20 protein-coding genes and 1 tRNA gene are annotated in these 19,829 nt (G+C 60.7%); 10 read left to right on the forward strand and 11 right to left on the reverse strand.

What is annotated here, in order from left to right; genetic code table 11:
• Positions 1 to 13 precede the first annotated feature (13 nt).
• Both ALTER154_RS01420 and yegS read right to left on the reverse strand, forming a co-directional pair.
• Positions 14 to 949, reverse strand: coding sequence for a chemotaxis protein CheV (locus ALTER154_RS01420; RefSeq protein WP_090248080.1), 936 nt, complete (start codon positions 947 to 949; stop codon positions 14 to 16).
• 153 nt (positions 950 to 1,102) lie between these two features.
• Positions 1,103 to 1,999, reverse strand: a complete 897-nt coding sequence (gene yegS / locus ALTER154_RS01425; RefSeq protein ID WP_160084949.1) for a lipid kinase YegS — start codon at positions 1,997 to 1,999, stop codon at positions 1,103 to 1,105.
• A gap of 209 nt (positions 2,000 to 2,208) precedes the next feature.
• On the opposite strand from yegS, the gene ALTER154_RS01430 reads away from it, so the two are divergent.
• Positions 2,209 to 2,907, forward strand: coding sequence for a pirin family protein (locus tag ALTER154_RS01430; protein WP_090251100.1), 699 nt, complete (start codon positions 2,209 to 2,211; stop codon positions 2,905 to 2,907).
• Positions 2,908 to 2,959: 52 nt separating this feature from the next.
• Here the strand turns inward: ALTER154_RS01430 and ALTER154_RS01435 are convergent, their stop codons facing one another.
• From ALTER154_RS01435 to ALTER154_RS01445, 3 genes are read right to left on the reverse strand one after another with little or no spacing between them, the layout of a single operon-like run.
• Positions 2,960 to 4,519, reverse strand: a complete 1,560-nt coding sequence (locus ALTER154_RS01435; RefSeq protein WP_160084950.1) for an FGGY-family carbohydrate kinase — start codon at positions 4,517 to 4,519, stop codon at positions 2,960 to 2,962.
• Complete coding sequence (locus ALTER154_RS01440) at positions 4,516 to 6,123, reverse strand: glycerol-3-phosphate dehydrogenase/oxidase (protein WP_160084951.1); 1,608 nt, start codon at positions 6,121 to 6,123, stop codon at positions 4,516 to 4,518. Before ALTER154_RS01440 ends, ALTER154_RS01435 begins: the two co-directional genes overlap by 4 nt.
• A 2-nt stretch (positions 6,124 to 6,125) precedes the next feature.
• Entirely contained in the window at positions 6,126 to 7,721 is a 1,596-nt protein-coding gene (locus ALTER154_RS01445; protein ID WP_160084952.1) for an FAD-binding oxidoreductase, read from the reverse strand.
• A gap of 125 nt (positions 7,722 to 7,846) precedes the next feature.
• Here ALTER154_RS01445 and ALTER154_RS01450 point away from each other — a divergent pair, with 125 nt between their 5' ends.
• Complete coding sequence (locus ALTER154_RS01450) at positions 7,847 to 8,869, forward strand: AraC family transcriptional regulator (protein WP_160084954.1); 1,023 nt, start codon at positions 7,847 to 7,849, stop codon at positions 8,867 to 8,869.
• Between the two features lie 58 nt (positions 8,870 to 8,927).
• Here ALTER154_RS01450 and glp read toward each other — a convergent pair whose 3' ends face one another.
• Both glp and moaB read right to left on the reverse strand, forming a co-directional pair.
• Positions 8,928 to 10,142 (reverse strand): gephyrin-like molybdotransferase Glp, encoded by a 1,215-nt coding sequence (gene glp, locus ALTER154_RS01455; RefSeq protein WP_160084956.1) that lies wholly within the window; start codon positions 10,140 to 10,142, stop codon positions 8,928 to 8,930.
• Positions 10,139 to 10,678, reverse strand: coding sequence for a molybdenum cofactor biosynthesis protein B (moaB, locus tag ALTER154_RS01460; RefSeq protein ID WP_160084957.1), 540 nt, complete (start codon positions 10,676 to 10,678; stop codon positions 10,139 to 10,141). Before moaB ends, glp begins: the two co-directional genes overlap by 4 nt.
• Positions 10,679 to 10,745: 67 nt before the next feature.
• Here moaB and mobA point away from each other — a divergent pair, with 67 nt between their 5' ends.
• From mobA to ALTER154_RS01475, 3 genes are all read left to right on the forward strand, one after another.
• Positions 10,746 to 11,327 carry a molybdenum cofactor guanylyltransferase MobA gene (gene mobA, locus ALTER154_RS01465; RefSeq protein ID WP_160084958.1) on the forward strand — a complete coding sequence of 194 codons (582 nt, stop codon included), beginning with the start codon at positions 10,746 to 10,748 and terminating at the stop codon, positions 11,325 to 11,327.
• Between the two features lie 77 nt (positions 11,328 to 11,404).
• Positions 11,405 to 11,626 (forward strand): YgdI/YgdR family lipoprotein, encoded by a 222-nt coding sequence (locus ALTER154_RS01470; protein ID WP_090248095.1) that lies wholly within the window; start codon positions 11,405 to 11,407, stop codon positions 11,624 to 11,626.
• Between the two features lie 141 nt (positions 11,627 to 11,767).
• Positions 11,768 to 11,844: transfer RNA gene (locus ALTER154_RS01475), tRNA-Pro, on the forward strand.
• Positions 11,845 to 11,897: 53 nt separating this feature from the next.
• On the opposite strand, the gene ALTER154_RS01480 is transcribed toward ALTER154_RS01475, so the two are convergent.
• From ALTER154_RS01480 to ALTER154_RS01490, 3 genes are read right to left on the reverse strand one after another with little or no spacing between them, the layout of a single operon-like run.
• Positions 11,898 to 12,782: a chemotaxis protein CheV gene (locus tag ALTER154_RS01480; RefSeq protein WP_160084959.1), complete on the reverse strand. Its 885-nt coding sequence runs from the start codon at positions 12,780 to 12,782 to the stop codon at positions 11,898 to 11,900.
• Positions 12,783 to 12,821: 39 nt separating this feature from the next.
• Positions 12,822 to 13,070 carry a glutaredoxin family protein gene (locus ALTER154_RS01485; RefSeq protein ID WP_160084961.1) on the reverse strand — a complete coding sequence of 83 codons (249 nt, stop codon included), beginning with the start codon at positions 13,068 to 13,070 and terminating at the stop codon, positions 12,822 to 12,824.
• A gap of 50 nt (positions 13,071 to 13,120) precedes the next feature.
• Positions 13,121 to 14,275, reverse strand: a complete 1,155-nt coding sequence (locus ALTER154_RS01490) for a DUF5610 domain-containing protein (RefSeq protein ID WP_160084962.1) — start codon at positions 14,273 to 14,275, stop codon at positions 13,121 to 13,123.
• Between the two features lie 259 nt (positions 14,276 to 14,534).
• Here ALTER154_RS01490 and ALTER154_RS01495 point away from each other — a divergent pair, with 259 nt between their 5' ends.
• Positions 14,535 to 15,788 carry an OprD family porin gene (locus ALTER154_RS01495; RefSeq protein ID WP_160084963.1) on the forward strand — a complete coding sequence of 418 codons (1,254 nt, stop codon included), beginning with the start codon at positions 14,535 to 14,537 and terminating at the stop codon, positions 15,786 to 15,788.
• A gap of 73 nt (positions 15,789 to 15,861) precedes the next feature.
• Here the strand turns inward: ALTER154_RS01495 and ALTER154_RS01500 are convergent, their stop codons facing one another.
• Positions 15,862 to 17,070 carry an ammonium transporter gene (locus ALTER154_RS01500; protein ID WP_108487423.1) on the reverse strand — a complete coding sequence of 403 codons (1,209 nt, stop codon included), beginning with the start codon at positions 17,068 to 17,070 and terminating at the stop codon, positions 15,862 to 15,864.
• A gap of 377 nt (positions 17,071 to 17,447) precedes the next feature.
• Between ALTER154_RS01500 and ALTER154_RS01505 the strand changes: the two genes are divergently transcribed.
• The 4 genes from ALTER154_RS01505 (at position 17,448) to ALTER154_RS01520 (ending at position 19,751) form a co-directional block, all read left to right on the forward strand.
• Positions 17,448 to 17,765, forward strand: coding sequence for a YqjD family protein (locus ALTER154_RS01505; protein WP_090248105.1), 318 nt, complete (start codon positions 17,448 to 17,450; stop codon positions 17,763 to 17,765).
• Between the two features lie 12 nt (positions 17,766 to 17,777).
• Complete coding sequence (locus ALTER154_RS01510) at positions 17,778 to 18,161, forward strand: phage holin family protein (RefSeq protein WP_160084964.1); 384 nt, start codon at positions 17,778 to 17,780, stop codon at positions 18,159 to 18,161.
• Positions 18,158 to 18,514, forward strand: a complete 357-nt coding sequence (locus tag ALTER154_RS01515) for a hypothetical protein (RefSeq protein ID WP_160084965.1) — start codon at positions 18,158 to 18,160, stop codon at positions 18,512 to 18,514. Before ALTER154_RS01510 ends, ALTER154_RS01515 begins: the two co-directional genes overlap by 4 nt.
• 73 nt (positions 18,515 to 18,587) lie before the next feature.
• A complete protein-coding gene (locus ALTER154_RS01520; protein WP_160084967.1) occupies positions 18,588 to 19,751 on the forward strand; it encodes an EAL domain-containing protein in 1,164 nt (387 codons plus the stop codon).
• Positions 19,752 to 19,829 lie beyond the last annotated feature (78 nt).

The following is a 19,829-nucleotide window of genomic DNA, read 5'->3' on the forward strand; positions in this document are numbered from 1 at the left end:
GCCCGCGTCAGGCTTATTCCTCGGGGTGCAGCAGGGCCAAACGCTGGTGCACCACATCAACCAGTTTGTCCGGCTGGAATTTGGAGAGGAAGTTGTCGCAGCCGACCTTCTTAACCATGGCCTCGTTGAAACTGCCTGAAAGCGAGGTGTGCAGCACCACGTACAAGTCCTTGAGACGCGAGTCGTTGCGAATTTCGGTGGTCAGGCGGTAGCCGTCCATCTCCGGCATTTCCGCATCAGTGATCACCATCAGCAGCTTTTCATGCACATCGACGCCGGCATCAGCCCAGCTCTTCAGCAGGTTAAGGGCACGCAAGCCATCACTGGCGGCATGGCAACGGATATCCAATTGCGCCATGGTGCCCTTGAGCTGACTCATAGCCACGTTGGAGTCATCCACCAGCAGCACTTCGCGTCCTTTGGCATGCTCCAGTAACGGATCGGCGAGTTTTTCCGGAGAGACCTTGGTGCTCATCGGGCTGATTTCCGCCAAGACTTTTTCCACGTCGATCACTTCGACGATCTGGTCTTCAACCTTGGTGATGGCGGTCAGGTAATGCTGACGCCCGGCGCCACCGGGTGGCGGCAGGATGGATTCCCAATTAAGGTTGAGGATGCGTTCAACCCCACCGACCAGAAAAGCCTGCACCGAGCGGTTGTACTCAGTGACGATAATGGTGCTGCGCTCATCCGGCACAATCGGGCGCATGCCGATGGCCTGGGACAGATCGATCACTGGCAGCGTCTGCCCACGCAGGTTGACCACCCCACAGACAAAACGATGACGCTGCGGCATCAGGGTCAGCTTGGGCATTTGCAGGACTTCCTGAACCTTGAAGACGTTGATCGCAAACAGTTGCCGACCCGCCAGGCGGAACATGAGAATTTCCAAGCGGTTCTCACCCACCAGCTGGGTGCGTTGATTCACTGAGTCGAGAATGCCGGCCATCATGCGCTCCTGTTCACTTATCGATCTAGCCTAGCTCAAATAGCCATACCCGGGTGTATCGGCCATCTGCCGTGCATCTGAAGGCAGATGGCGCAGCGCCATCATGCGATAAGCGCGGCGACTAGGCCAGTCAGGCGGCAGAAGCCGCTCGACTTATTCAACCAGCAGCGGCGAGTCTTCCGGCAAATGCACACGTAACGCCTTCGGCCTGGCCGCAAACCGCAGTTTGCGGCTTTCCATCGGCTCACCGTCAAGGTTGAGATCCAGGCCTTCGGGGACTTCGACTTCCAGCCAAGGCAGCCGTGCGCTGAGGGCTACACTCTGCAGGCCATTGATTCCGCCAGACAGCAGCGTACCGAGGGTGCCTACCACATCCGCTGCCGCCGGCACGATGCAGACATCCAACAAACCATCGTTGACTCGCGCCTGCGGGCATAGCACATGCCCACCGCCGGCCTGTCGGCCATTGCCGATGCCGAGCGCGAGAAACTCGCCTTCCCACTGAAAATCAGGCCCGGTAAAGCGGCCAAACGACGATTGCACTTCGACAAAACGGGTCAAGCCCGTCAAAAAATAAGCAGCACCGCCGAGCATGCGTTTGAGGTCTTCCGACGTGTTGGCGGTGACGTTAGAGCCAAAACCGCCCGTGGCCATATTTAGGAACACCTGACCATCCACTTCGCCCAGATCGATCGGCTGCGCCGGTAAATCCAACAAGCTCAAAGCAGCCAGTGGCTCGAGCGGAATACCGGCCGCACGCGCAAAATCATTGGCTGTACCCAACGGCAACAGCGCCAGGCTTGCCTTGGTTTTTGCCAACGCCATAGCTTCAGCCACGTCACGCAGAGTGCCATCACCACCGCCGGCAATAAGGGTTGGGTAGCCCGCCTGCAACGCCTCGTTGACCAGACGCTGTGCATCGCCACCCTCCCAGGTGACCCGCACATCCACTTGCCAGCCCTCTTCACGACGCGCCTGCACCGCAGCGCGCACCTCGGCATTGAGAGCTTGCTTGCCATGCAGGATCAGCAGCGCTTTACGTTCTTGCATTCACAGCATCCTTTCACGTTTCAACACAAAGATTCAGCAACAGGGCATGAGGTTGCACCAGCCGGCTGGTGACGAAATAAACATCAGCTAAATAGATTATTAAGCTCAATATTTACGCATTTTTAATCGTATTGATTTATTGGATCATCCTTACATCGCCAATGAACACCGCCGCTGAAAGCCGGTGCTCCTTAAATGAGGATATGCAGATGATCGACGTACGCCCCTTCGCCGAGCTCGGCGGTGCCCATCACGGTTGGCTGAATGCCCGCCATCATTTTTCCTTTGCCGAATACTATGACCCAGCGCGCATGAACTGGGGGCCGCTGCGGGTCTGGAACGATGATGAAATCGCGCCGCACACCGGCTTCCCGACCCACCCGCACCGCGACATGGAAATCATCACCTATGTACGCCAAGGGGCCATCACCCACAAGGACAACTTGGGTAACCATGGCCGTACCGAAGCCGGTGATGTGCAAGTGATGAGCGCCGGCACCGGGATTGCCCACAGCGAATACAACCTGGAAGACACCACCACCAAGATCTTCCAGATCTGGATTCAACCCAACCAGTCGGGCCTACCGCCGTCCTGGGGCGCCAAGCCGTTCCCTAAAGGTGAGCGCGCCGGCACCTTCGTCACCCTGGCCAGCGGCTTTGCCGAAGATCAGGACGCCCTGTCGATCCGTACCAATGCGCGGATGGCCGCAGCCACCCTACAAGCGGGCCAAAGCACCGAGTATCCGATTGGTGCTTCTCGCAAGGCTTATCTGGTGGCCGCCAGCGGCAGCATTGAGGTCAACGGCGTCAGCGCCCAGGCTCGTGATGGTGTGGCAGTCAGCGATGTAGAAGTGATCCGGGTGACGGCCATCGAAGACAGCGAAATCATCCTGGTGGATGTGGCATAGCCAGCAGAGATGGCTTAGCGGCGCAGCAGAACCTGTGCGCCGCTAAGCGGCTTTACGCCGGATACCCAGTAATCTTGCGAATGGTCTGATACAGCGGCTTCAGCTGCTTGTACATGCGCTGATAAACCTGGGTGTACAGCTGCTGATAGGTGCGCTGCGCCTCTGGGTTGGGTGTGAACACATCACCGACCCGGGTCATGGCTTTGATCGCTGCTGGGTAATCCGGGTGCAGGCCCAGGCCCACTGCGCAATTGATCGCCGCACCCAGGCCGCTGGTTTCATACAGATGCGGGCGCTCGGCAGGCAGGCCGAAGATATCGGCCGTCAGCTGCATCGCCGCATCGCTCTGTGAACCACCACCAGAAACGCGCAGGCGGGTGATGCGCGTGCCCGAACGCTTCTCGATCTTCTCCTTGCCCTGGCGCAGGGCATAGGCCAACCCTTCCAGAATCGCCCGGTAGATATGCGCGCGGGTGTGCACGTCGCCAAAGCCGATGATCGAGCCCTTGGCCTCCAACCCTGGCTCACGAATACCCGGAGACCAGTACGGCTGCAACATCAGGCCCATGGAGCCGGCCGGCACGCTGTTGACCAGCTCATCAAACAGCGCCTCAGGCTCGACGCCCAGCTCCTTGGCCCGCTGCATCTCGCGCAGACCAAATTCTTTTTTGAACCAACTGACCATCCAGAAACCGCGATAGATCATCACCTCGGTGTTGAAGTGATCAGGAATCGCCGCTGGGTATGGCGGGATCAGCGGGATGGTTTCAAGGTACTTGCTACGTGTAGTGTTGATGGTGGCCGTGGTGCCATAGGACAGACAGGCCGTAGTCGGTTCCACACCGCCGGCACCGAGCACTTCACAGGCCTTGTCAGCGCCTGCGGCAATAAGAGGCAAGCCTTCGGGAATCCCGGTATGCCGGCTGGCCGCCGCCGTGATGTGGCCAAGCAACTCGCCCGGCTTGCGTAATTCCGACAACTGCTCGCGGCGCACCGGCATGGCCTGCCATTTCCAGTCGCCCGGTTTGGCCCACTGCAGGCGCTTGTAGTCGAACGGCAGGTAGGCCACGCAGCTGGTCAGCGAGTCGACAAACTGGCCGCACAGCCGGTGAGTAAGAAACCCTGAAAGCAACAGCACCTTGTGCGTCTTGGCCCAGATGTCCGGCTGGTTCTGCGCGATCCAGTTGACCTCGGCCTGGGCGCGAAAATGATCCACCGTGGCCTGTACCCCGGCGATCTTGAACAGCCAGCCCCAAGGCCCCTTGATCGGCCCGCGCACCTCGGCCTGGCGCTGATCGAGCCAGAGCATGGCAGGACGCAGCGGTTGGCCCTGCTGATCGATATTGATCAGGCTGCCGCGCTGGGTAGTCAGCGATACGCCCTTGATCCGACTGCGGTCGATATCCACCTGCTGCCACAGCTGCGCACAGGCCTCGCCGAGGCTGGCCCAGTAGTATTCCGGGTCCTGCTCGGCCCAGCCGGGTTGCTTGGAGTAATAGGCCTCAAGCTCCACCTTGCCCTTGGCGAGCAGATTGCCCTGAAGATCGAACAACAGCGCCCGAATGCTCTGGGTGCCATTGTCGATGGCCAGCAGATAACTTTTCTCGCTCAAGACGCCGTCCTTCCTCGTGATCCATCTTCCGCCGGCAGGCTGTAGCAACGCTGCCAGAGTTGCAGATACGCCTGTTCTTCCTCTTGCCAGCGCGCGTCATCCCACCCCAGGCGGGCCTGACACAGCGCACGTATACGCGGCAGTTCGGCCACCGCGCCGCACGCCAGCAGCAGGCCCAAACGTGTGCGGCGCAGCAGCAGGTCATCCAGGTGCAGCACCAGCTCCTGCTCGGCCGCCCAGGCCAGCTCGGCCCACAGCGTGTCCGTGCCGGCCACCTGCTCGACACCCAGCTCATCGAGCAACGCCAGCACCTGCGGCAGCGCCCGGCCATAACGACCCATCAAGCGCTTCTGCTGAGCCGGGCTTAACTGCGGCATCGGCTGCTGCGGTACGACAGCAAAGGTCGCCGCGCCCTGATCATCCAGCGTACGGCCAACCATCGGCGCGCAAGCCTGCAGCACTTCAAGCGCCAACAGGCGGAAAGTGGTCAGCTTGCCACCGGCCAGGGTCACGCAACCGGGCTCAACCCACAGCGCATGTTCGCGTTTTTCATCCGAAGGTTTGCGCCCTTCACTGCCATCCGTGACCACCGGGCGCACCCCGGCCCAGGTCGATAGCACATCCGCTGCCTTGATCTGTGCCGTAGGAAACTGCTGAGCGCAGGCATCTAGTAAATACTTAACCTCATCCGAGCTGATCCGTGCTTCTTCGGCTAGCGGTGCCGGATGATCCAGGTCGGTGGTGCCAATCACCGTCGCGCCTTCCCAGGGGAAGACAAACACCGGACGCTTGTCCGCCGCATGCATAAAGCTAAACGCATGTGCCACCGGAAGGCGCCAGGCCGGCACCAGCAGGTGGCTGCCGCGCAGCGGACGGATATGCTCCAGCCCGCTTTTCTGCCGCAGCTGATCGGCCCATGCACCTGTGGCCTGCGCCACCGCACGGGTCTTGAAGCGGTACTGCAGGCCGCTTTCGCTGTCTTCGGCGAGCAGGCCAGTGACACGCCCTTCTTCGCGCCGTAACTCGACCACGCGCATGCCATTGAGCGCTTCGCCGCCGTCGGCACGGGCCTCACCCAGCACGCGCTGTACCAAGCGCGCGTCATCGGTGACCGCATCAAAGAAGCGCGTGCCACCGAGCAGGCCGTCTTCCTTCAGACCTGGGGCGAGATAACGCAGTTGCTGCAACGGGTAGTACAGGTGATTGCGCTTGCCGGCCAGGGCGTCATACACCGCCAGCAGCCCGCCGAACACTCGCGGGCCGGGAAAGCCGCCCTGGTAATGCGCCATGATAAAACTCAAGGGTTCGACCAACCCCGGCGCTTCCTGCAGCAAGCGCTCGCGCTCGCGCACCGAATCGCGGGTCAGGCCGAACTGGCCCTTGGCGATATAACGCAGCCCGCCATGCACCATCTTCGAGGAGCGACTGGAAGTGCCCCAGGCAAAGTCGCGCTGCTCCAGCAGCAGGCATTTCCAACCGCGCCGCGCCGCTTCACGCAAAATTCCGGCACCGCTGATGCCGCCGCCGACGACGATCAGGTCCCAGTCGCGTGCAGCCAGCTCAGGCAAGGCCTGTTCACGCCAGGCGGCGTTCCACTGGCTCATCATCAATCCTGCAGCAACACGCCGGGAGCCAGGCGCTGCTCAGGGTCGAAATGCCCAGCCAGCGCCTTGAGGGTGGCCATACCCAGCTCGCCCTTCTCCACCGGCAGGTAAGGCGCATGATCGCGGCCGACACCGTGCTGATGACTGATGGTGCCGCGGTTCTCGGCGATAGTCAGGCTGGCGGCATGCTTGAGCTTCTGCCAGCGCGCCATGGCCTCGGCGTAGTTCGCACCTGGGCGGAACACGTAAGTGGTGTAGATGCTCGAGCCTTCGTTGTAGACGTGGGACAGGTGGGTAAACACATGCACCTGCTCGCCCTCCTCACTCAGGCCTGAGCGCAGGCTCGTTTCGACCTTGTTCAGCAGGTTATCGACATTGCTCCAGTCGGTGGCGGTTTCCAGGGTATCCACCGCGTAGCCGGCGGCCCACAGGCCGTGGCGCAAGTAGGGGAAACGGAAGCGGTTTTCTGCCCATTTCTTGCCCAGCAAGGTGCCGGTAAATACGCCACCAAAGCTCTTCAGCAACTTCTTCGCCTGCTTCAGCGAGGCGGCATTCTGCGTACGGCTGCCGGTAACGCCGAAGGTCAGCATGCACTTGCCCTCGCGGGCGCCGCGCAGGGCCAGGTATTTCTCCAGCCAGGCGATCTGCTGCGGATGGCCGGCAAGGGCCAGCTGGGTTTTGGTTTCAATGGCGTTGGACAGGCGCAGCATCGACAACGGCACCCGCGCCTGGGCCAGGCTGCGAATGGCGCTCAGCGCCTGCTGCCAGTTGGGCAAAAATACCGCGTAGAAATTTTCCTGCTCGGCCAGGCGGGTGATGCGTACCTTGACCTCGGAGATGATGCCGAAGCGCCCTTCCGAACCCATGAGGATTTCGCGCAGGTCTGGCCCCGCGGCAGAGGCCGGGAAGGTCGGAATTTCCAGGGTGCCAGCGAAGGTCTCGACCTTGCCGCCGGCAAACAGCTGCTCGATACGTCCGTAGCGCAGCGATTGCTGCCCGCTGGAACGGCTGGCGACCCAGCCACCCAAAGTCGAAAGCTCCCAGGACTGCGGGAAATGGCCCAAGGTGTAGCCCTGAGCGCGCAGCTGGCTTTCCACTTGCGGACCATTGGCGCCAGGGCCGAAGGTGGCAATCAGGCTGTCGTGGTCGATCTCGATCAGCTTGCTCATGCGCGCCAGCGACAGGGTCAGCACCGGTTTGTTGCTGGCCTGTGGGTTGATATGACCGGCGACCGAGGTGCCACCGCCGTAAGGAATGACGATCAGGTCATGCTGGCTGGCCCAGGCCAGCAACTCGCGGACCTGCGCAGCGCTTTCCGGGTAGGCCACGCCATCGGGAAACACGCCAAAATCGCCGGAACGCATCGCCAGCCAGTCCGGCAGGCTCTGGCCACGGGCGTGACGCACGCGGTCTTCGGCATTCAGGCAAATCAGCGGGTGGGCCTGCAGACGCGAGGCCGGCACCTGTGCCAGAACCTGCTCCAGGCTGGCATCGGCCAGCAACTGACCCGAGCCGACCAGTTCGGCAAGAAAAGCCTCGCCATGGGCCGGCAGTTCCACCACTGTTGCGTCATCACCCCAGCCGTTCCAACGTCGCATCTGTATCTCCCGGATATTTCAGTCACCCTCGATGGCTGCCTATACTAGCTGGCCGTTTCAAGGCGTCACTGTCGTATCGAGCCAGGCGATATCGCCAATCAAGACATTCAGAATAAGAACAGTTCATGGAAAACCTCGGTTATACCTCTGTCCCTTCCCTGCTCAAGTACCTGCGCCACGCCGAGCAATTGGGCCTGGATATCGACCAGGCGTTGGCGGCCGCCGGCATCAAGACCGAGGACCTGGCCGACAACAGCAAACGCATTCCCAGTGAAACCCATGAGCGCCTGCTCGATCACTTGCTCAAGGTATCGGCTGACCCGCTGTTTGGCCTGCACTGCGCGCGCTTTGTGCAGCCGGGTTCGTGGAGCGTGCTGGGCTATATCACCATGAACTGTGCAACCCTCGGTGAGGCCATGAGCCGCATCGTGCCTTACGAGAAACTGGTGGGGGACATGGGTGTCAGCCGGGTCGAGGCCGGCGCAGACCACGTTCGCCTGATCTGGACCTGTCGCCATCAGGCTGAGCCGATCCGCCGGCACATGGTGGAAAACGTACTGGCTTCGTGGTTGCTGTATGCGCGCTGGATCTCCGACTCAGACAGCTCGCCACGGGAGGTGTGGTTCGAGCACGCCCTGCCTGAGGGCGCCGATATTGCCGAGTACCAGACGATTTTCGGCTGCCCGATCCGCTTCGAGCAAAGCTGCAATGCGCTGATCGTGCCGCTGGAATACCTCGCTGTGCCGCTGCGCCAGGCCGACGCCAACTTGTTGCGCACCCTGGAAGAACACGCCCTGACGCTGATGGCTGGACTGGACGACAACGAACCACTGCCGCAGCGGGTAAAAAACGCCCTGCGCTTGCTGCTCAAGGATGGCCTGCCACGTAAGGAACGCGTGGCGGAGAAATTCAACATGACGGTGCGCACCCTGCAGCGTCACCTTCAATTGGCCGGCACCAGCTACCAGCAGATTCTCGATGAACTACGCCAGGAACTGGCCGAGCATTACCTGCTGCGCAGCGACCTGGCGATTCAGGATATCGCCAGCTATCTGGGGTTTACCGAGTCGCGCTCGTTCCACCGCAGCTTCAAGACCTGGACCGGGCAGACCCCAGGCGAATTTCGCGAGAGCCGGCGCAATAGCTGACAACCTTGGTGGATGGGTAAAGCGCCATCCACTACAAAGAGGCAGCAACTACGCGGATCTAACCGAGTATCTCGCTGAGCGGAATAAACCTCAGGCTGTCGCCCTCGGCAAGCGTGGTGCCCTCCAGCACTTCGGCAAAACCCTCAGCCCAGGCAGCGCTGCGTAGCACCCCGGAGCTTTGATTTGGATAAGGCACCACGCGTCCGTTTTCCAGACGCGCGCGCAGGTATTCGCGGCGATTGCCCGGCTTGCTCCAGGTGAAACCAGCCAGCATCGGAAAGCCCAGCGGTTCGACCCGCTGCACACCTAAACGGCGCAGCAGATACGGCCGCGCGAGCAGGCCGAAAGTCACCAGGGTCGAGGCCGGATTTCCCGGCAGGCCGATCACCGGTACGCCGCGAAACTGCCCGCAGGTCAGCGGTTTGCCAGGCTTGATCGCCAGTTTCCACAGCGCCAGCTCGCCCTCTTTGCGCAGGGCCATGCCAAGGAAATCCGCCTCGCCCACCGATACGCCGCCGGTGGAAAGAATCAGGTCAACATCACTCAACGCAGCTAGCGCTGCGCGGGTCTGCTCCAGGTCATCGAGCAGAATGCCGCCATCCACAACTTCGCAGCCCAGTCGCTGCAGCCAAGCGATCAGCACGCGGCGATTGCTGTTGTAGATTTGCCCGGGCCCGAGCGGCTGACCCGGTTCGACCAGCTCATCCCCCGTGGACAGCACCGCCACCCGAGGTCGGCGGCGCACATTCAATTCAGCGCAACCCAGGGACGCAGCCAAACCCAGCTCAATCGGACCTAGACGCGTGCCGGCGGGTAGAACGCTATCGCCAACACGGGTTTCCTGGCCCTGAGCGCGCACGTTCTGCCCGCGCTTGAGCGGCTCGCTAAAGGCAACGCGGCCGTCCTCACCGAGCACGGCGTTTTCCTGCATTTCCACAGTATCAGCGCCGGCTGGCAGAGGCGCGCCGGTAAAGATCCGCGCACAGGTGCCGGGCTGCAAAGGCGCAGGCGCGCTACCGGCCTGGATGCGTTGGCTGACAACCAGCGGCTCGCCATTCCAATCGACCAAGCGCAGGGCATACCCGTCCATGGCGCTGTTATCCCAGGGCGGCAGATCCAACTCGGCCAGCAATGGCTCGGCCAATACCCGGCCTGCGGCATCGCTCAGCTTGACCCGCTCACATTCAACAATCGCGCTGGCCTCGGCCTGCGCCAGCAACCGCGCCAGCGCCGCCTCAACGGGCATTAATCCCGGCTTGTCACAGCAGCTCATCCACGGCTCTCGCAGGCGGCCACCGATTTGAGGTGCGGAACGAAATTGCACGGGCGGTGGCGGTTATCCAGCTGCTCACCGAGGATGCCATCCCAGGCAGTACGGCAGGCATTGGTCGAGCCCGGCAGGCTGCACACCAGGGTGCCATTGGCCAGGCCTGCCAGAGCGCGGGACTGAATGGTCGAGGTGCCGATATCAGGCACAGAAATCTGCCGGAACAGCTCACCAAAACCATCGACCTGCTTGTCCAGCAAACAGCTCACCGCTTCCGGTGTGCTATCACGACCAGTAAAGCCGGTACCGCCGGTAATCAGCACCACCTGCACCTGATCCTCGGCAATCCAGGTGGCGACCTGGGCGCGAATCTTGTACAGATCGTCCTTGAGCAAAACCCGGGCGGCGAGCTGATGGCCGGCGGCCTGCAGGCGGTCGACAAACAGTTGGCCGGAGGTGTCAGTTTCCAGGCTGCGGGTGTCGCTGACGGTCAACACCGCGATATTCAAGGGCACGAAATGTGCCTCGGCCTTGTGGTTCATGGCAGGCTTCCAGTTATGGGCGATAATGCCCGCCGTTATATCACAGGCCCGCTTTCGGAGACTGCGTATGCCCGCTCCCACGACCCTGCCCCGCTGTTCTGTTTTGCTGCTTGCGGGCGGCCGTGGGCAACGCATGGGCGGTGCCGACAAGGGCCTGCTCGACTGGCAAGGCCGCCCGCTAATCGCCTGGCTGCACGAGCTGGTGCGGCCGCTAACCGATGACCTGCTTATCTCCTGCAACCGCAACGCCGAGCGCTATGCACCCTTCGCGGATCGCTTGGTCAGTGATGACGAGGCGGACTTTCAAGGCCCGCTGGCGGGCATTCGCGCCGGCCTGCGCGCCGCACGCCAGGCGAATGTATTGATCCTGCCGTGTGATGCTCCGCAACTCGACAGACTGCTGCTGGAGGCGCTACTGAACCTGGCCGGTGAGCGCGCAGTCGTGGTACGTCAGGGCGAGTTTCTCGAACCGCTGTTCAGCGTCATTCCCCGTGCACTGCATGCTGACCTGGAGCAGGCCTGGCAAGCCGGCGAACGCAGCCCGCAACGCTGGCTGCGCAGCCTTGATCCATTGACAGTGGAGTGCCCACTCGGTGACCCTCGCCTGGCCAACTTCAACACGCCCGACTTGCTGACGACACGCGGATAAACACCGGCAAGGGAACTTGAACGGCAAAGTTTCGTCACAAGCAGGGTAAAAACATCTATCTAATCAAGGAGAAACCCATGTCTCAGCGGATTATTCCAGCATTGCTGCTTACCTTGGGCCTGATCGCGCTGACTGGTTGCGCGTCGCCAACGGTAATCACCCTCAATGATGGCCGCGAAATTCAGACCATCGACGAGCCGAATTTTGACGAGGATTCGGGCTTCTACGAGTTCGAACAACTCGATGGCAAACGCGCCAAGGTCAACAAGGATCAAGTGCGTACCGTCAAAGAGCTGTAAGCCGATAACCCAGGCGCTGCCACGTACTACTTGCCCAGCGCCTGGACTCTGATTGATATATTCAAAGCGCTTGGCCAATAGAAAAAATTAAAACCTAAGCCCTTGTGCGGTAAAACTTTCTCAGTAAAATTTCGACCCATTCGGAGTGTAGCGCAGCTTGGTAGCGCGTCTCGTTCGGGACGAGAAGGTCGCAGGTTCGAATCCTGTCTCTCCGACCAGATCACATAAAAAAGCCCGCTTAATTGCGGGCTTTTTTATGCCTGGAGAAAAGCTATTGCAAGCTTTCGAACGCATGCACCAGGGCCTTGCTCAGGTCCACTGTGGAGAACTTGGTCAACACCGCATTGGCGCCCACTGCCTCGGCTTTTTCAGTGTTCATGGTGCTGTCGAGCGAGGTGTGCAGCAGAACATAGAGCTGGCCGATATCCGGCTTTTTACGCAGCGTGCGCACCAAGTCATAGCCATCCATTTCCGGCATTTCGATATCCGACACCAACACCTCGATAGGCTCGCCGGCATCGAATTGACGCTGCAGTAACTCCAGCGCTTCGGCGGCGCTGCGCACCATTTGGCAATCCAGCTCCAGCTTGCGCAGGGTAATCATGGTCTGCTGTAACGCGACGTGGGAGTCATCCACCACCAGTACACGACGCCCCTTAAGCAGCGCGCGCTCACGCTCGGATAACAGCTGATCATCCAACTCCTCAATATTCATCGGCGCGAGTTCGTGCAGGACTTTTTCAATATCGAGGATCTGCACAATCTTGCCGTCGATCTGCGTCACGCCGGTGATAAAGGCTTTGCTGCCGGACGCGGCCGGCGGGGGACGAACGTCACGGGTGTAGCACTGCACGATGCGCTCGACGCTCTGCACATGCAGGCCCTGCCGAGAGCGACTGAGCTCCGTCACAATCAGACAGCCGTCATCATTGCCCGGCACGCCTTGCTCGCCGATCGCTTTGCCCAGATCAATCACCGTTAGCGCCGAGCCACGCAAGGTGGCAACGCCACGGACATGAGGATGACGACTGGGCAGTTTGGTCAGCGCCGGGCAGGGAATGATTTCCTGCACTTTCAGGAGATTAATACCCAACAGACGGCCGCTGTGCAGGCGGAATAACAGCAGTGACAGTGCGTCACCTAGCACGATGCTCATGCGTATGTGTCCTGTAAAAATGCCATCCGTGCCAACGCACTAATCATGACTATTACGCAAGAACTCAACGATCTGTTCAGCCTCGAACGGCCAGTTCAACTCAGCACCGGTATCAATACGGCGCAGCACTGGAATGCGCAGACCATAGTCCTCGACCCAATGCTCCTGCTCAGCGATATCGACCAGCTCGACCAACAGGCCATGCTCGACAAAAGGCATCAGCAACGCCTCGGCCACCTCACACAGGTGGCAGCCGAGCGTACCGAATAATTGGCATTCCGGGAGCATCTGCGCACCTCCACTGACTACTGGAGGTGCAGTTTAGCACTGCGCCTGACTCAGGCGTCCGAGGACTTGCTGCTGTCTAGGGCGGGGTTGAGCAGGTTCTGCAGGCCATCGAGCAAGCGGCTGTTGAGCTGCTCGGCCTTGTCCAGGCGACCGCTGTCAAAACGCTCATTCAGCGAGAAGCCGCCTTTGAGCATATCCAGCAAGCTGGTTTTTGCGGTGCCTTCTTCAGCCACCTGACTGGCGCTGCGCAATGCGTCGAGCAGGCCCTGGGCGTAGTCAATCAGCGAGCTGTTTACTGCGCTGGCTGCTTGGCCGCCGTCCTGTGCAACGGCGCTATAGGCATCGGTTGCTTGGCGAACGGTGGTTTGAGTTAGGCGCAGGGACATCGACGCTAACTGTTCGCCATCCATGTCCAGCGCCATGGCGCGGTCGAAGGCACCGGACAGATCGCCGGCATAGAACTTGTTGGAGAGGTCCTGGACCTGGCCGAAGAGTTTTTCCAGTGCGGCGCGTTCTTCATCATCCAGCTCGCCTTCGACGCTGACTTGCCAAGCGCCAATCTGAAGGCTGCCGGATTGGCTGCTGGCCACAACCGAGCTGCCGTTACCATTGCTGCTGGCAACAACGCCACTCTGCGACCAGTTGGCCGAAGCCTGAGCGATGGAAATCCACAGGCGGTCACCATCACGGGTGGTCACTTCCATATCGAAGGTTTCCGCTTGCGCGGCAAACCGCTCGCTGTAAGCGGCGATATTGGTTGAGCCCTCAACCAGGGCCGCATCAGGATTAAAGCGTTTATCCAGGTCACTGAAACCGTCCTGGATTTTCTGGTAGGTGTCGTCGATATCGCTCGCCACCTTGCCTTGCAGCACCCCCATGCCGTCGAGAATCTTACGGGCCTCAGCAAAGCCTTTCTCTACGCCGCTGCGCGCCTGTTCAAGCAAACCCTTGAGCTTGCTGGGGTCGGCACCAGCAGCTTGCTCGCTTTGCAGGCGCTGCTCGATAAAACCGAGAATACGCCCGGCGACTTTCTCCGGGGTGTAATCATTGGCCTTGCCGGCCAATGCACCCGGCTCAAGCCCAAGGCGTTCAGCCAAACGGTTGGCCAGTGTCGCCTGCGCGTCAGCAGCATTGCGCACAACCGGCTGAGCAGTGGCGGAGGTAGGACGTGAAGCAGAGGATAAATTTGCGGCCAGAGGGTTCATGGCAAAGTACCTGGGCGGTGTATCTGACTGGTTGGCGGCCGTGCGGGATGAAACTTTAGCCTGATTGCGGATAAACCGATCAACGGCGCATCCAGCAGGCTAGAGCGATTGCAGCGGAGACAGTTGCACGCTGCACCCACACAGAGCGCGCCCGAGCAGACCAAAGTCTAAAAGCCAAGCCTAAGCCCCCATGCTTTATTGCGCCTCGCTGTATCAGATCGGCCACAAGCCGACCCGCACACACGAGGAGCTAACAATAATGACTCAATCTCCCCTCGCTCGCGCTGTGGCATTCGCCACACTGGGCACCTGCCTCACCCTGCCATCGCTGGCCCAGGCAGAGTTTATCAAGGACAGCAAAGCCAGCCTCGAGCTGCGCAATTTCTATATGAACCGCGACCTGCGCAATAGCACTGCGGCGCAGCAATCCAAACGTGAAGAGTGGGCACAGGGCTTTCTCTTCAAGGCCGAGTCGGGCTTCACCGAAGGCACCGTGGGCTTCGGCCTAGACGCCTACGCAGGGCTGGGCCTAAAGCTCGATTCGGCGGATGAGCGCGCCGGCACCGAACTGCTTCCCAACGCCTTTGGCGATGAGGGGCCGGGCGAGTATTCCGAAGCCACCGCTGCTGCAAAGGTGCGCCTATCCAAAACCGTCGGTAAGGTCGGCGGCCTGATGCCCAAACTGCCAATCGTGGCCTCCGGCGACTCGCGTCTGCTGCCTCAGGTTTTCACCGGCGGCATGCTCACTTCCCAGGAGATTGACGGCTTGACCGTCAATGGCGGCCAGTTGCGCGAGGTTAACTTCCGCGACTCAACCGACAGCCAGGACATCACTGCGACCAACGTTGGCGGCGAGAGCGACCGCTATAACTTCGCCGGCGGCGACTACAAGTTCAACGGCGGCAACACCACCGTCGGCCTGTGGTACGGCGAGCTGGAAGATATCTACGACCAGAAGCTCTACAACCTGATCCACGTACAACCCATCGGTGACTGGAAACTGGGGGCCAACCTGGCCTACTTCGACTCCCAGGACAATGGCAGCGCCCTCGGCGGCGCGTTAGACAACGACCTGACCTCGGTCAATCTCTGGGCCGGCACTGGCGCGCATACCTTCCGCCTCGGTTACCAGAAGGTCGGCGGCGACAACGCCTTCCCTTTCCTCCATGAGACCGACCCCTATATCGTCAACTACCTGCAGATCCTCGATTTCACCCGCAAGGACGAGAAATCCTGGCAGGCGCGCTACGACATCAACTTCGCCACCTACGGTGTGCCGGGTCTGAATGCCTTCGTGCGCTACGTCACCGGTGATGGCTTCGATGGGGCTGGTGGTCGCGATGGCAAGGAATGGGAACGCGATCTGGATATCAGTTACACCATTCAAGAAGGCACCTTCAAGAACCTTGCATTTCGCTGGCGTAACGCGATGGTTCGCAGCAACGCCGCTGCAACTGGTGGCGACCTCGATGAAAACCGTCTGATCGTCAGCTACACCCTGCCACTGCTCTAAGCCTCAACACTTAAGCGGTTGTAATAAAAAAGGCCCGGATATTGTCCGGGCCTTTTGCATTAACGCTCAGCGATCAATCCTGGCTGACAGCGCCAATCTTATGCACCGAGAGGTCAGCACCGTAGTACTCCTCCTCCTGGCTCAGGCGAATACCCACGGTAGCCTTCAGCACACCATAAACCAGTACGCCGCCAATCAAGGCCACCACCACGCCCAGCGCGGTGCCGACAAACTGGCTGGCCAGGCTGACGCCGCCCAGGCCGCCCAACATCTCTTGGCCGAAGATGCCGCAGGCAATACCGCCCCACACGCCGCACAGACCGTGTAGCGGCCAAACCCCGAGCACGTCGTCGATCTTCCATTTCACTTGGGTCGCGGTAAACGCCCAGACGAACAACGCACCGGCAATCGCGCCAGTAACCAGAGCGCCAACCGGGTGCATCAGATCGGAACCGGCACACACCGCCACCAGGCCAGCCAGCGGACCGTTGTGCAGGAAGCCTGGGTCGTTACGACCAACAAGCAAAGCCGCCACCGTACCGCCGACCATCGCCATCAGGGTGTTGACCGCCACCAGACCACTGACGCTGCCCAGGGTCTGTGCGCTCATCACGTTGAAGCCGAACCAGCCGATGATCAGAATCCACGAACCCAGCGCCAAGAACGGAATATTTGACGGGGCAAAAGCAACCAAGCGGCCATCACGGTAACGCCCGTTACGGCGCCCCAGCAGGATCACCGCGCCAAAGGCCAGCCAGCCACCCATCGCATGCACCACCACCGAGCCGGCAAAGTCATGGAAGGTGGCGCCAAACTGCGCCTCAAGCCAAGCCTGGACGCCGTAGTTGCCGTTCCAGATCATCCCCTCGAAGAAGGGGTAGATAAAGGCCACGATCAGCACTGTGGCACACAGCTGCGGGCCGAACTTGGCGCGCTCGGCGATACCACCGGAAATAATCGCCGGGATGGCCGCCGCGAAAGTCAGCAGAAAGAAGAACTTCACCAGCGCATAGCCGTTGCCTTCCGTCAGCACGCTGGCAGGCTCTAGGAAGGTCACGCCGTAGGCAATCCAGTAGCCAACAAAGAAATAGGCCAAGGCCGACACGGCAAAGTCGGAGATGATCTTCGACAAGGCGTTGACCTGATTCTTCTGCCTGACCGTCCCCACTTCAAGAAAGGCAAAGCCAGCATGCATGGCCAGCACCATCACGGCGCCGAGCAGGATAAACAAGGTATTGGAGCCGTGAATCAGGGTTTCCACAGCACTGTTGATGTTTTCCATCTGCGAAGAAAACTCCGTCGCGGGGAAAAAGCACCAAAGCGGATCACAAACCAATAAATACGCACCATATAGCGGCACTCATCATGATCCAGCTTGCCGAGGCCCAGGCTGTACAGCACCAAGCCGGTGCTGACTGAACCTTGCCTCGAAGTACTTATTCCATAGTTATTAATAAGTTATTGATGCACCACGGCGTCCTGGCCAGAACCCTCACAGCCCCATAAAGGAGCGCATCTGCAAGGGCGCGCACCAGCGCAATGCAAGCGCTGTACCAGCCGATCAGTCGGCTGCATCCGTCCTGCACCAAAGAAAAAAGGAACCACTGCCCCGCAGAGGACTCGAACCCCCTACACTGCCCCGTCATAAGGAGAGACACCATGGCTCGTAAGACCCCCGTATCGTCCAGCTCGGATCAGTTACTCGACGAGTTCCAGGCGCTGGTACGCGACACCGAAAGCTTGTTGCAGCATTCCGCCAGCCTCGCCGGCGAGCAGGCCGAAGAGCTGCGCGAGCAGATCCGCAGCAGCCTGGGCCGTGCGCGCAGTACCCTGCACAACGCCGAAGACGCACTGCATGCCCGCGGCAAGGCGGCTATTGAAGCCACCGAAGGCTATGTGCAGACTCACCCATGGCAGACCCTCGGTATTGCTGCCGCCATTGGCCTGCTATTGGGCATGCTGATTACCCGGCGCTAAAGAGAAACCTTAATGGATGCAACACCGCCCACCCCGCCAAGTCGCGGCAGTTCGCCACGGCGATTTGCCAGCGCCTTGCTGGGGTTATTGCAGGGCCATATCGCGCTGTTTGGCGAAGAGCTTAAAGAGCAGCAAAGCCACACCCTCAGCCTGCTGGTGCTGACCAGCCTGAGTTTGCTGTTCGGTCTGCTGCTGATCATCGGCCTGTCGGCTGCGTTGCTGGTTGCCTTCTGGGAGACGCACCGCCTGCTGGTTATCAGCGCCCTGTGTGGCTTCTATGCACTGGGCCTGCTGGGCACCCTGTTCACGCTGTTGCAGCGTGTACGCAATGCTCCAGCCCCCTTCAGCGCCAGCCTTGAAGAACTGGCCCGTGACCGTGAGCAACTGCTGCCATGACTATGCCCGAGCTACCCGCCAAGGCCTCGCGCCGCGAGCTGCGCAAAACCCTGCTGCGCATGCGTCTGCAAATGCACCGCCAGGAACTGCGCCATGAAACCCTGGTGATGCTGCAACCACTGCGGCAGGCACAGTACTGGCGCAACCACTGGCGTGAAGAACTGGGCAATAGCAACGCACCGCTTTGGGTCGCTGGCGGCGCACTGCTGCTGGCTACCGTCGGCATTCGCCGTGGCCACTGGCGCCGTTGGCTGCGTATCGCCCTGATCGCCTTCCCGCTGCTGCGGCGCAATCCGCCGCGACGCCCAGACACATCCGCCGACACGACTAAAGATACCCGCGCAGGGGATTAAACTGGCCACGATCTTGCTTAGTCACCTGGCTTCGCCGCCCACCGGGGCGTCTGCCTGGCTAAGGAACTGCGCAGTGTTCAACGGTCAACCGCTTGCTGTTTTTCAACCTTTTATCGATACCGCCACCGGACGTATTGCCGGTGTCGAAGCACTGGCGCGCCTGCGCAGCGCTGATGGCCAGCTGCACTCCGCAGGCCCATTGTTCAGTGACCCGAAAACCCCGCCTACCGCGCTGCGCCGCCTTGATCGCGAAGTCCGTGAACAAGCTCTGAAGCGCTTTCATGAAGCCCCGCAAGACTGGTTTCTCAGCCTGAATATCTCGCCACGCTGGATCAGCCGGCTGCGCCCTGAACAAGCCTTGCCCAGCCTCAAACAGCTGCAACGCAGTGGCATTGACCCTGCACGTATCGTCTTTGAAATCACCGAACTGGGCGGCGCCAGCTCACGCCTGCCGGGCGTGGTGGAACGCTATCGAGAAGCCGGCGCACGCATCGCCATCGACGATTTCGGTGCAGGCTACTCGCAGCTCGACCGCGTACTGGCCCTGCAGCCGGACATCCTCAAGCTGGACATGCGCCTGTTTCAGCAAGCCGCCCGTGGCGGGCCAAGCAGCGAGATCGTCAAGGCGCTGGCGCAGATGGCAGAAAAGACCGGCTGCTGGATCATTGCAGAAGGCGTGGAGACCGAGGCAGAGCTGGATTTCGCCCTGGAGTGCGGCGCGCGTTATGTGCAGGGCTATCTGTTTGCCAAACCCGAAGAGGCCTTTTTCAGCAGCAGCGCATTCGTCAAACGCTTTGCCCAGCTGCGCGACCACTATGTGCAGCAAAAACTCGCCGAACGCGCGCGACTGATGACCCTGCGCCAGCAGCTCGGTGAGCTGATGAACAGCTTCAAGACCTGGATTGAAAGCGGCTCACAGCCCGATCAGCTACCGCAACCGCACGCCTACCCATGGCTGCTGCGCATCTACCAATGCGACCGCCACGGCACCCAGCTGACCGCCAACCTGGAGTGGCGCGAGCACAGCTGGCACAGCGATGCGCGTTACGTCGGGCATAACTGGTCATGGCGCCCCTATTTCTATCAACTGCTGGCCGAAGGCTGGGAAGAACGCCGGCTGATTCTCTCCAGCACCTACCGTGATGCCACCACCAATCAGTACTGCCTGACCGCCGGGCAATTCATCGACAACGGCAAACGGCTGCTGCTGATCGATATCGACGCAGCGGGGTTTTGACTGCATAGGGCCGCACGCCTTGCATCATCGGCTTAGAACCCCGAAGCTAGCTGCCACAGCCAGGTAACGGCGAGGACA

The organism is Pseudomonas sp. 9AZ, assembly GCF_902506525.1.
Taxonomy (GTDB): domain Bacteria; phylum Pseudomonadota; class Gammaproteobacteria; order Pseudomonadales; family Pseudomonadaceae; genus Aquipseudomonas; species Aquipseudomonas peli.

Bases quoted from the DNA above. Each gene is read 5' to 3' on its own strand.
- ALTER154_RS01420 (WP_090248080.1), bottom strand. From the start codon at position 949: ATGGCCGGCATTCTCGACTCAGTGAATCAACGCACCCAGCTGGTGGGT.
- yegS (WP_160084949.1), bottom strand. From the start codon at position 1,999: ATGCAAGAACGTAAAGCGCTGCTGATCCTGCATGGCAAGCAAGCTCTC.
- ALTER154_RS01430 (WP_090251100.1), top strand. From the start codon at position 2,209: ATGATCGACGTACGCCCCTTCGCCGAGCTCGGCGGTGCCCATCACGGT.
- ALTER154_RS01440 (WP_160084951.1), bottom strand. From the start codon at position 6,123: ATGAGCCAGTGGAACGCCGCCTGGCGTGAACAGGCCTTGCCTGAGCTG.
- ALTER154_RS01445 (WP_160084952.1), bottom strand. From the start codon at position 7,721: ATGCGACGTTGGAACGGCTGGGGTGATGACGCAACAGTGGTGGAACTG.
- ALTER154_RS01450 (WP_160084954.1), top strand. From the start codon at position 7,847: ATGGAAAACCTCGGTTATACCTCTGTCCCTTCCCTGCTCAAGTACCTG.
- glp (WP_160084956.1), bottom strand. From the start codon at position 10,142: ATGAGCTGCTGTGACAAGCCGGGATTAATGCCCGTTGAGGCGGCGCTG.
- moaB (WP_160084957.1), bottom strand. From the start codon at position 10,678: ATGAACCACAAGGCCGAGGCACATTTCGTGCCCTTGAATATCGCGGTG.
- mobA (WP_160084958.1), top strand. From the start codon at position 10,746: ATGCCCGCTCCCACGACCCTGCCCCGCTGTTCTGTTTTGCTGCTTGCG.
- ALTER154_RS01470 (WP_090248095.1), top strand. From the start codon at position 11,405: ATGTCTCAGCGGATTATTCCAGCATTGCTGCTTACCTTGGGCCTGATC.
- ALTER154_RS01480 (WP_160084959.1), bottom strand. From the start codon at position 12,782: ATGAGCATCGTGCTAGGTGACGCACTGTCACTGCTGTTATTCCGCCTG.
- ALTER154_RS01485 (WP_160084961.1), bottom strand. From the start codon at position 13,070: ATGCTCCCGGAATGCCAATTATTCGGTACGCTCGGCTGCCACCTGTGT.
- ALTER154_RS01490 (WP_160084962.1), bottom strand. From the start codon at position 14,275: ATGAACCCTCTGGCCGCAAATTTATCCTCTGCTTCACGTCCTACCTCC.
- ALTER154_RS01495 (WP_160084963.1), top strand. From the start codon at position 14,535: ATGACTCAATCTCCCCTCGCTCGCGCTGTGGCATTCGCCACACTGGGC.
- ALTER154_RS01500 (WP_108487423.1), bottom strand. From the start codon at position 17,070: ATGGAAAACATCAACAGTGCTGTGGAAACCCTGATTCACGGCTCCAAT.
- ALTER154_RS01505 (WP_090248105.1), top strand. From the start codon at position 17,448: ATGGCTCGTAAGACCCCCGTATCGTCCAGCTCGGATCAGTTACTCGAC.
- ALTER154_RS01510 (WP_160084964.1), top strand. From the start codon at position 17,778: ATGGATGCAACACCGCCCACCCCGCCAAGTCGCGGCAGTTCGCCACGG.
- ALTER154_RS01515 (WP_160084965.1), top strand. From the start codon at position 18,158: ATGACTATGCCCGAGCTACCCGCCAAGGCCTCGCGCCGCGAGCTGCGC.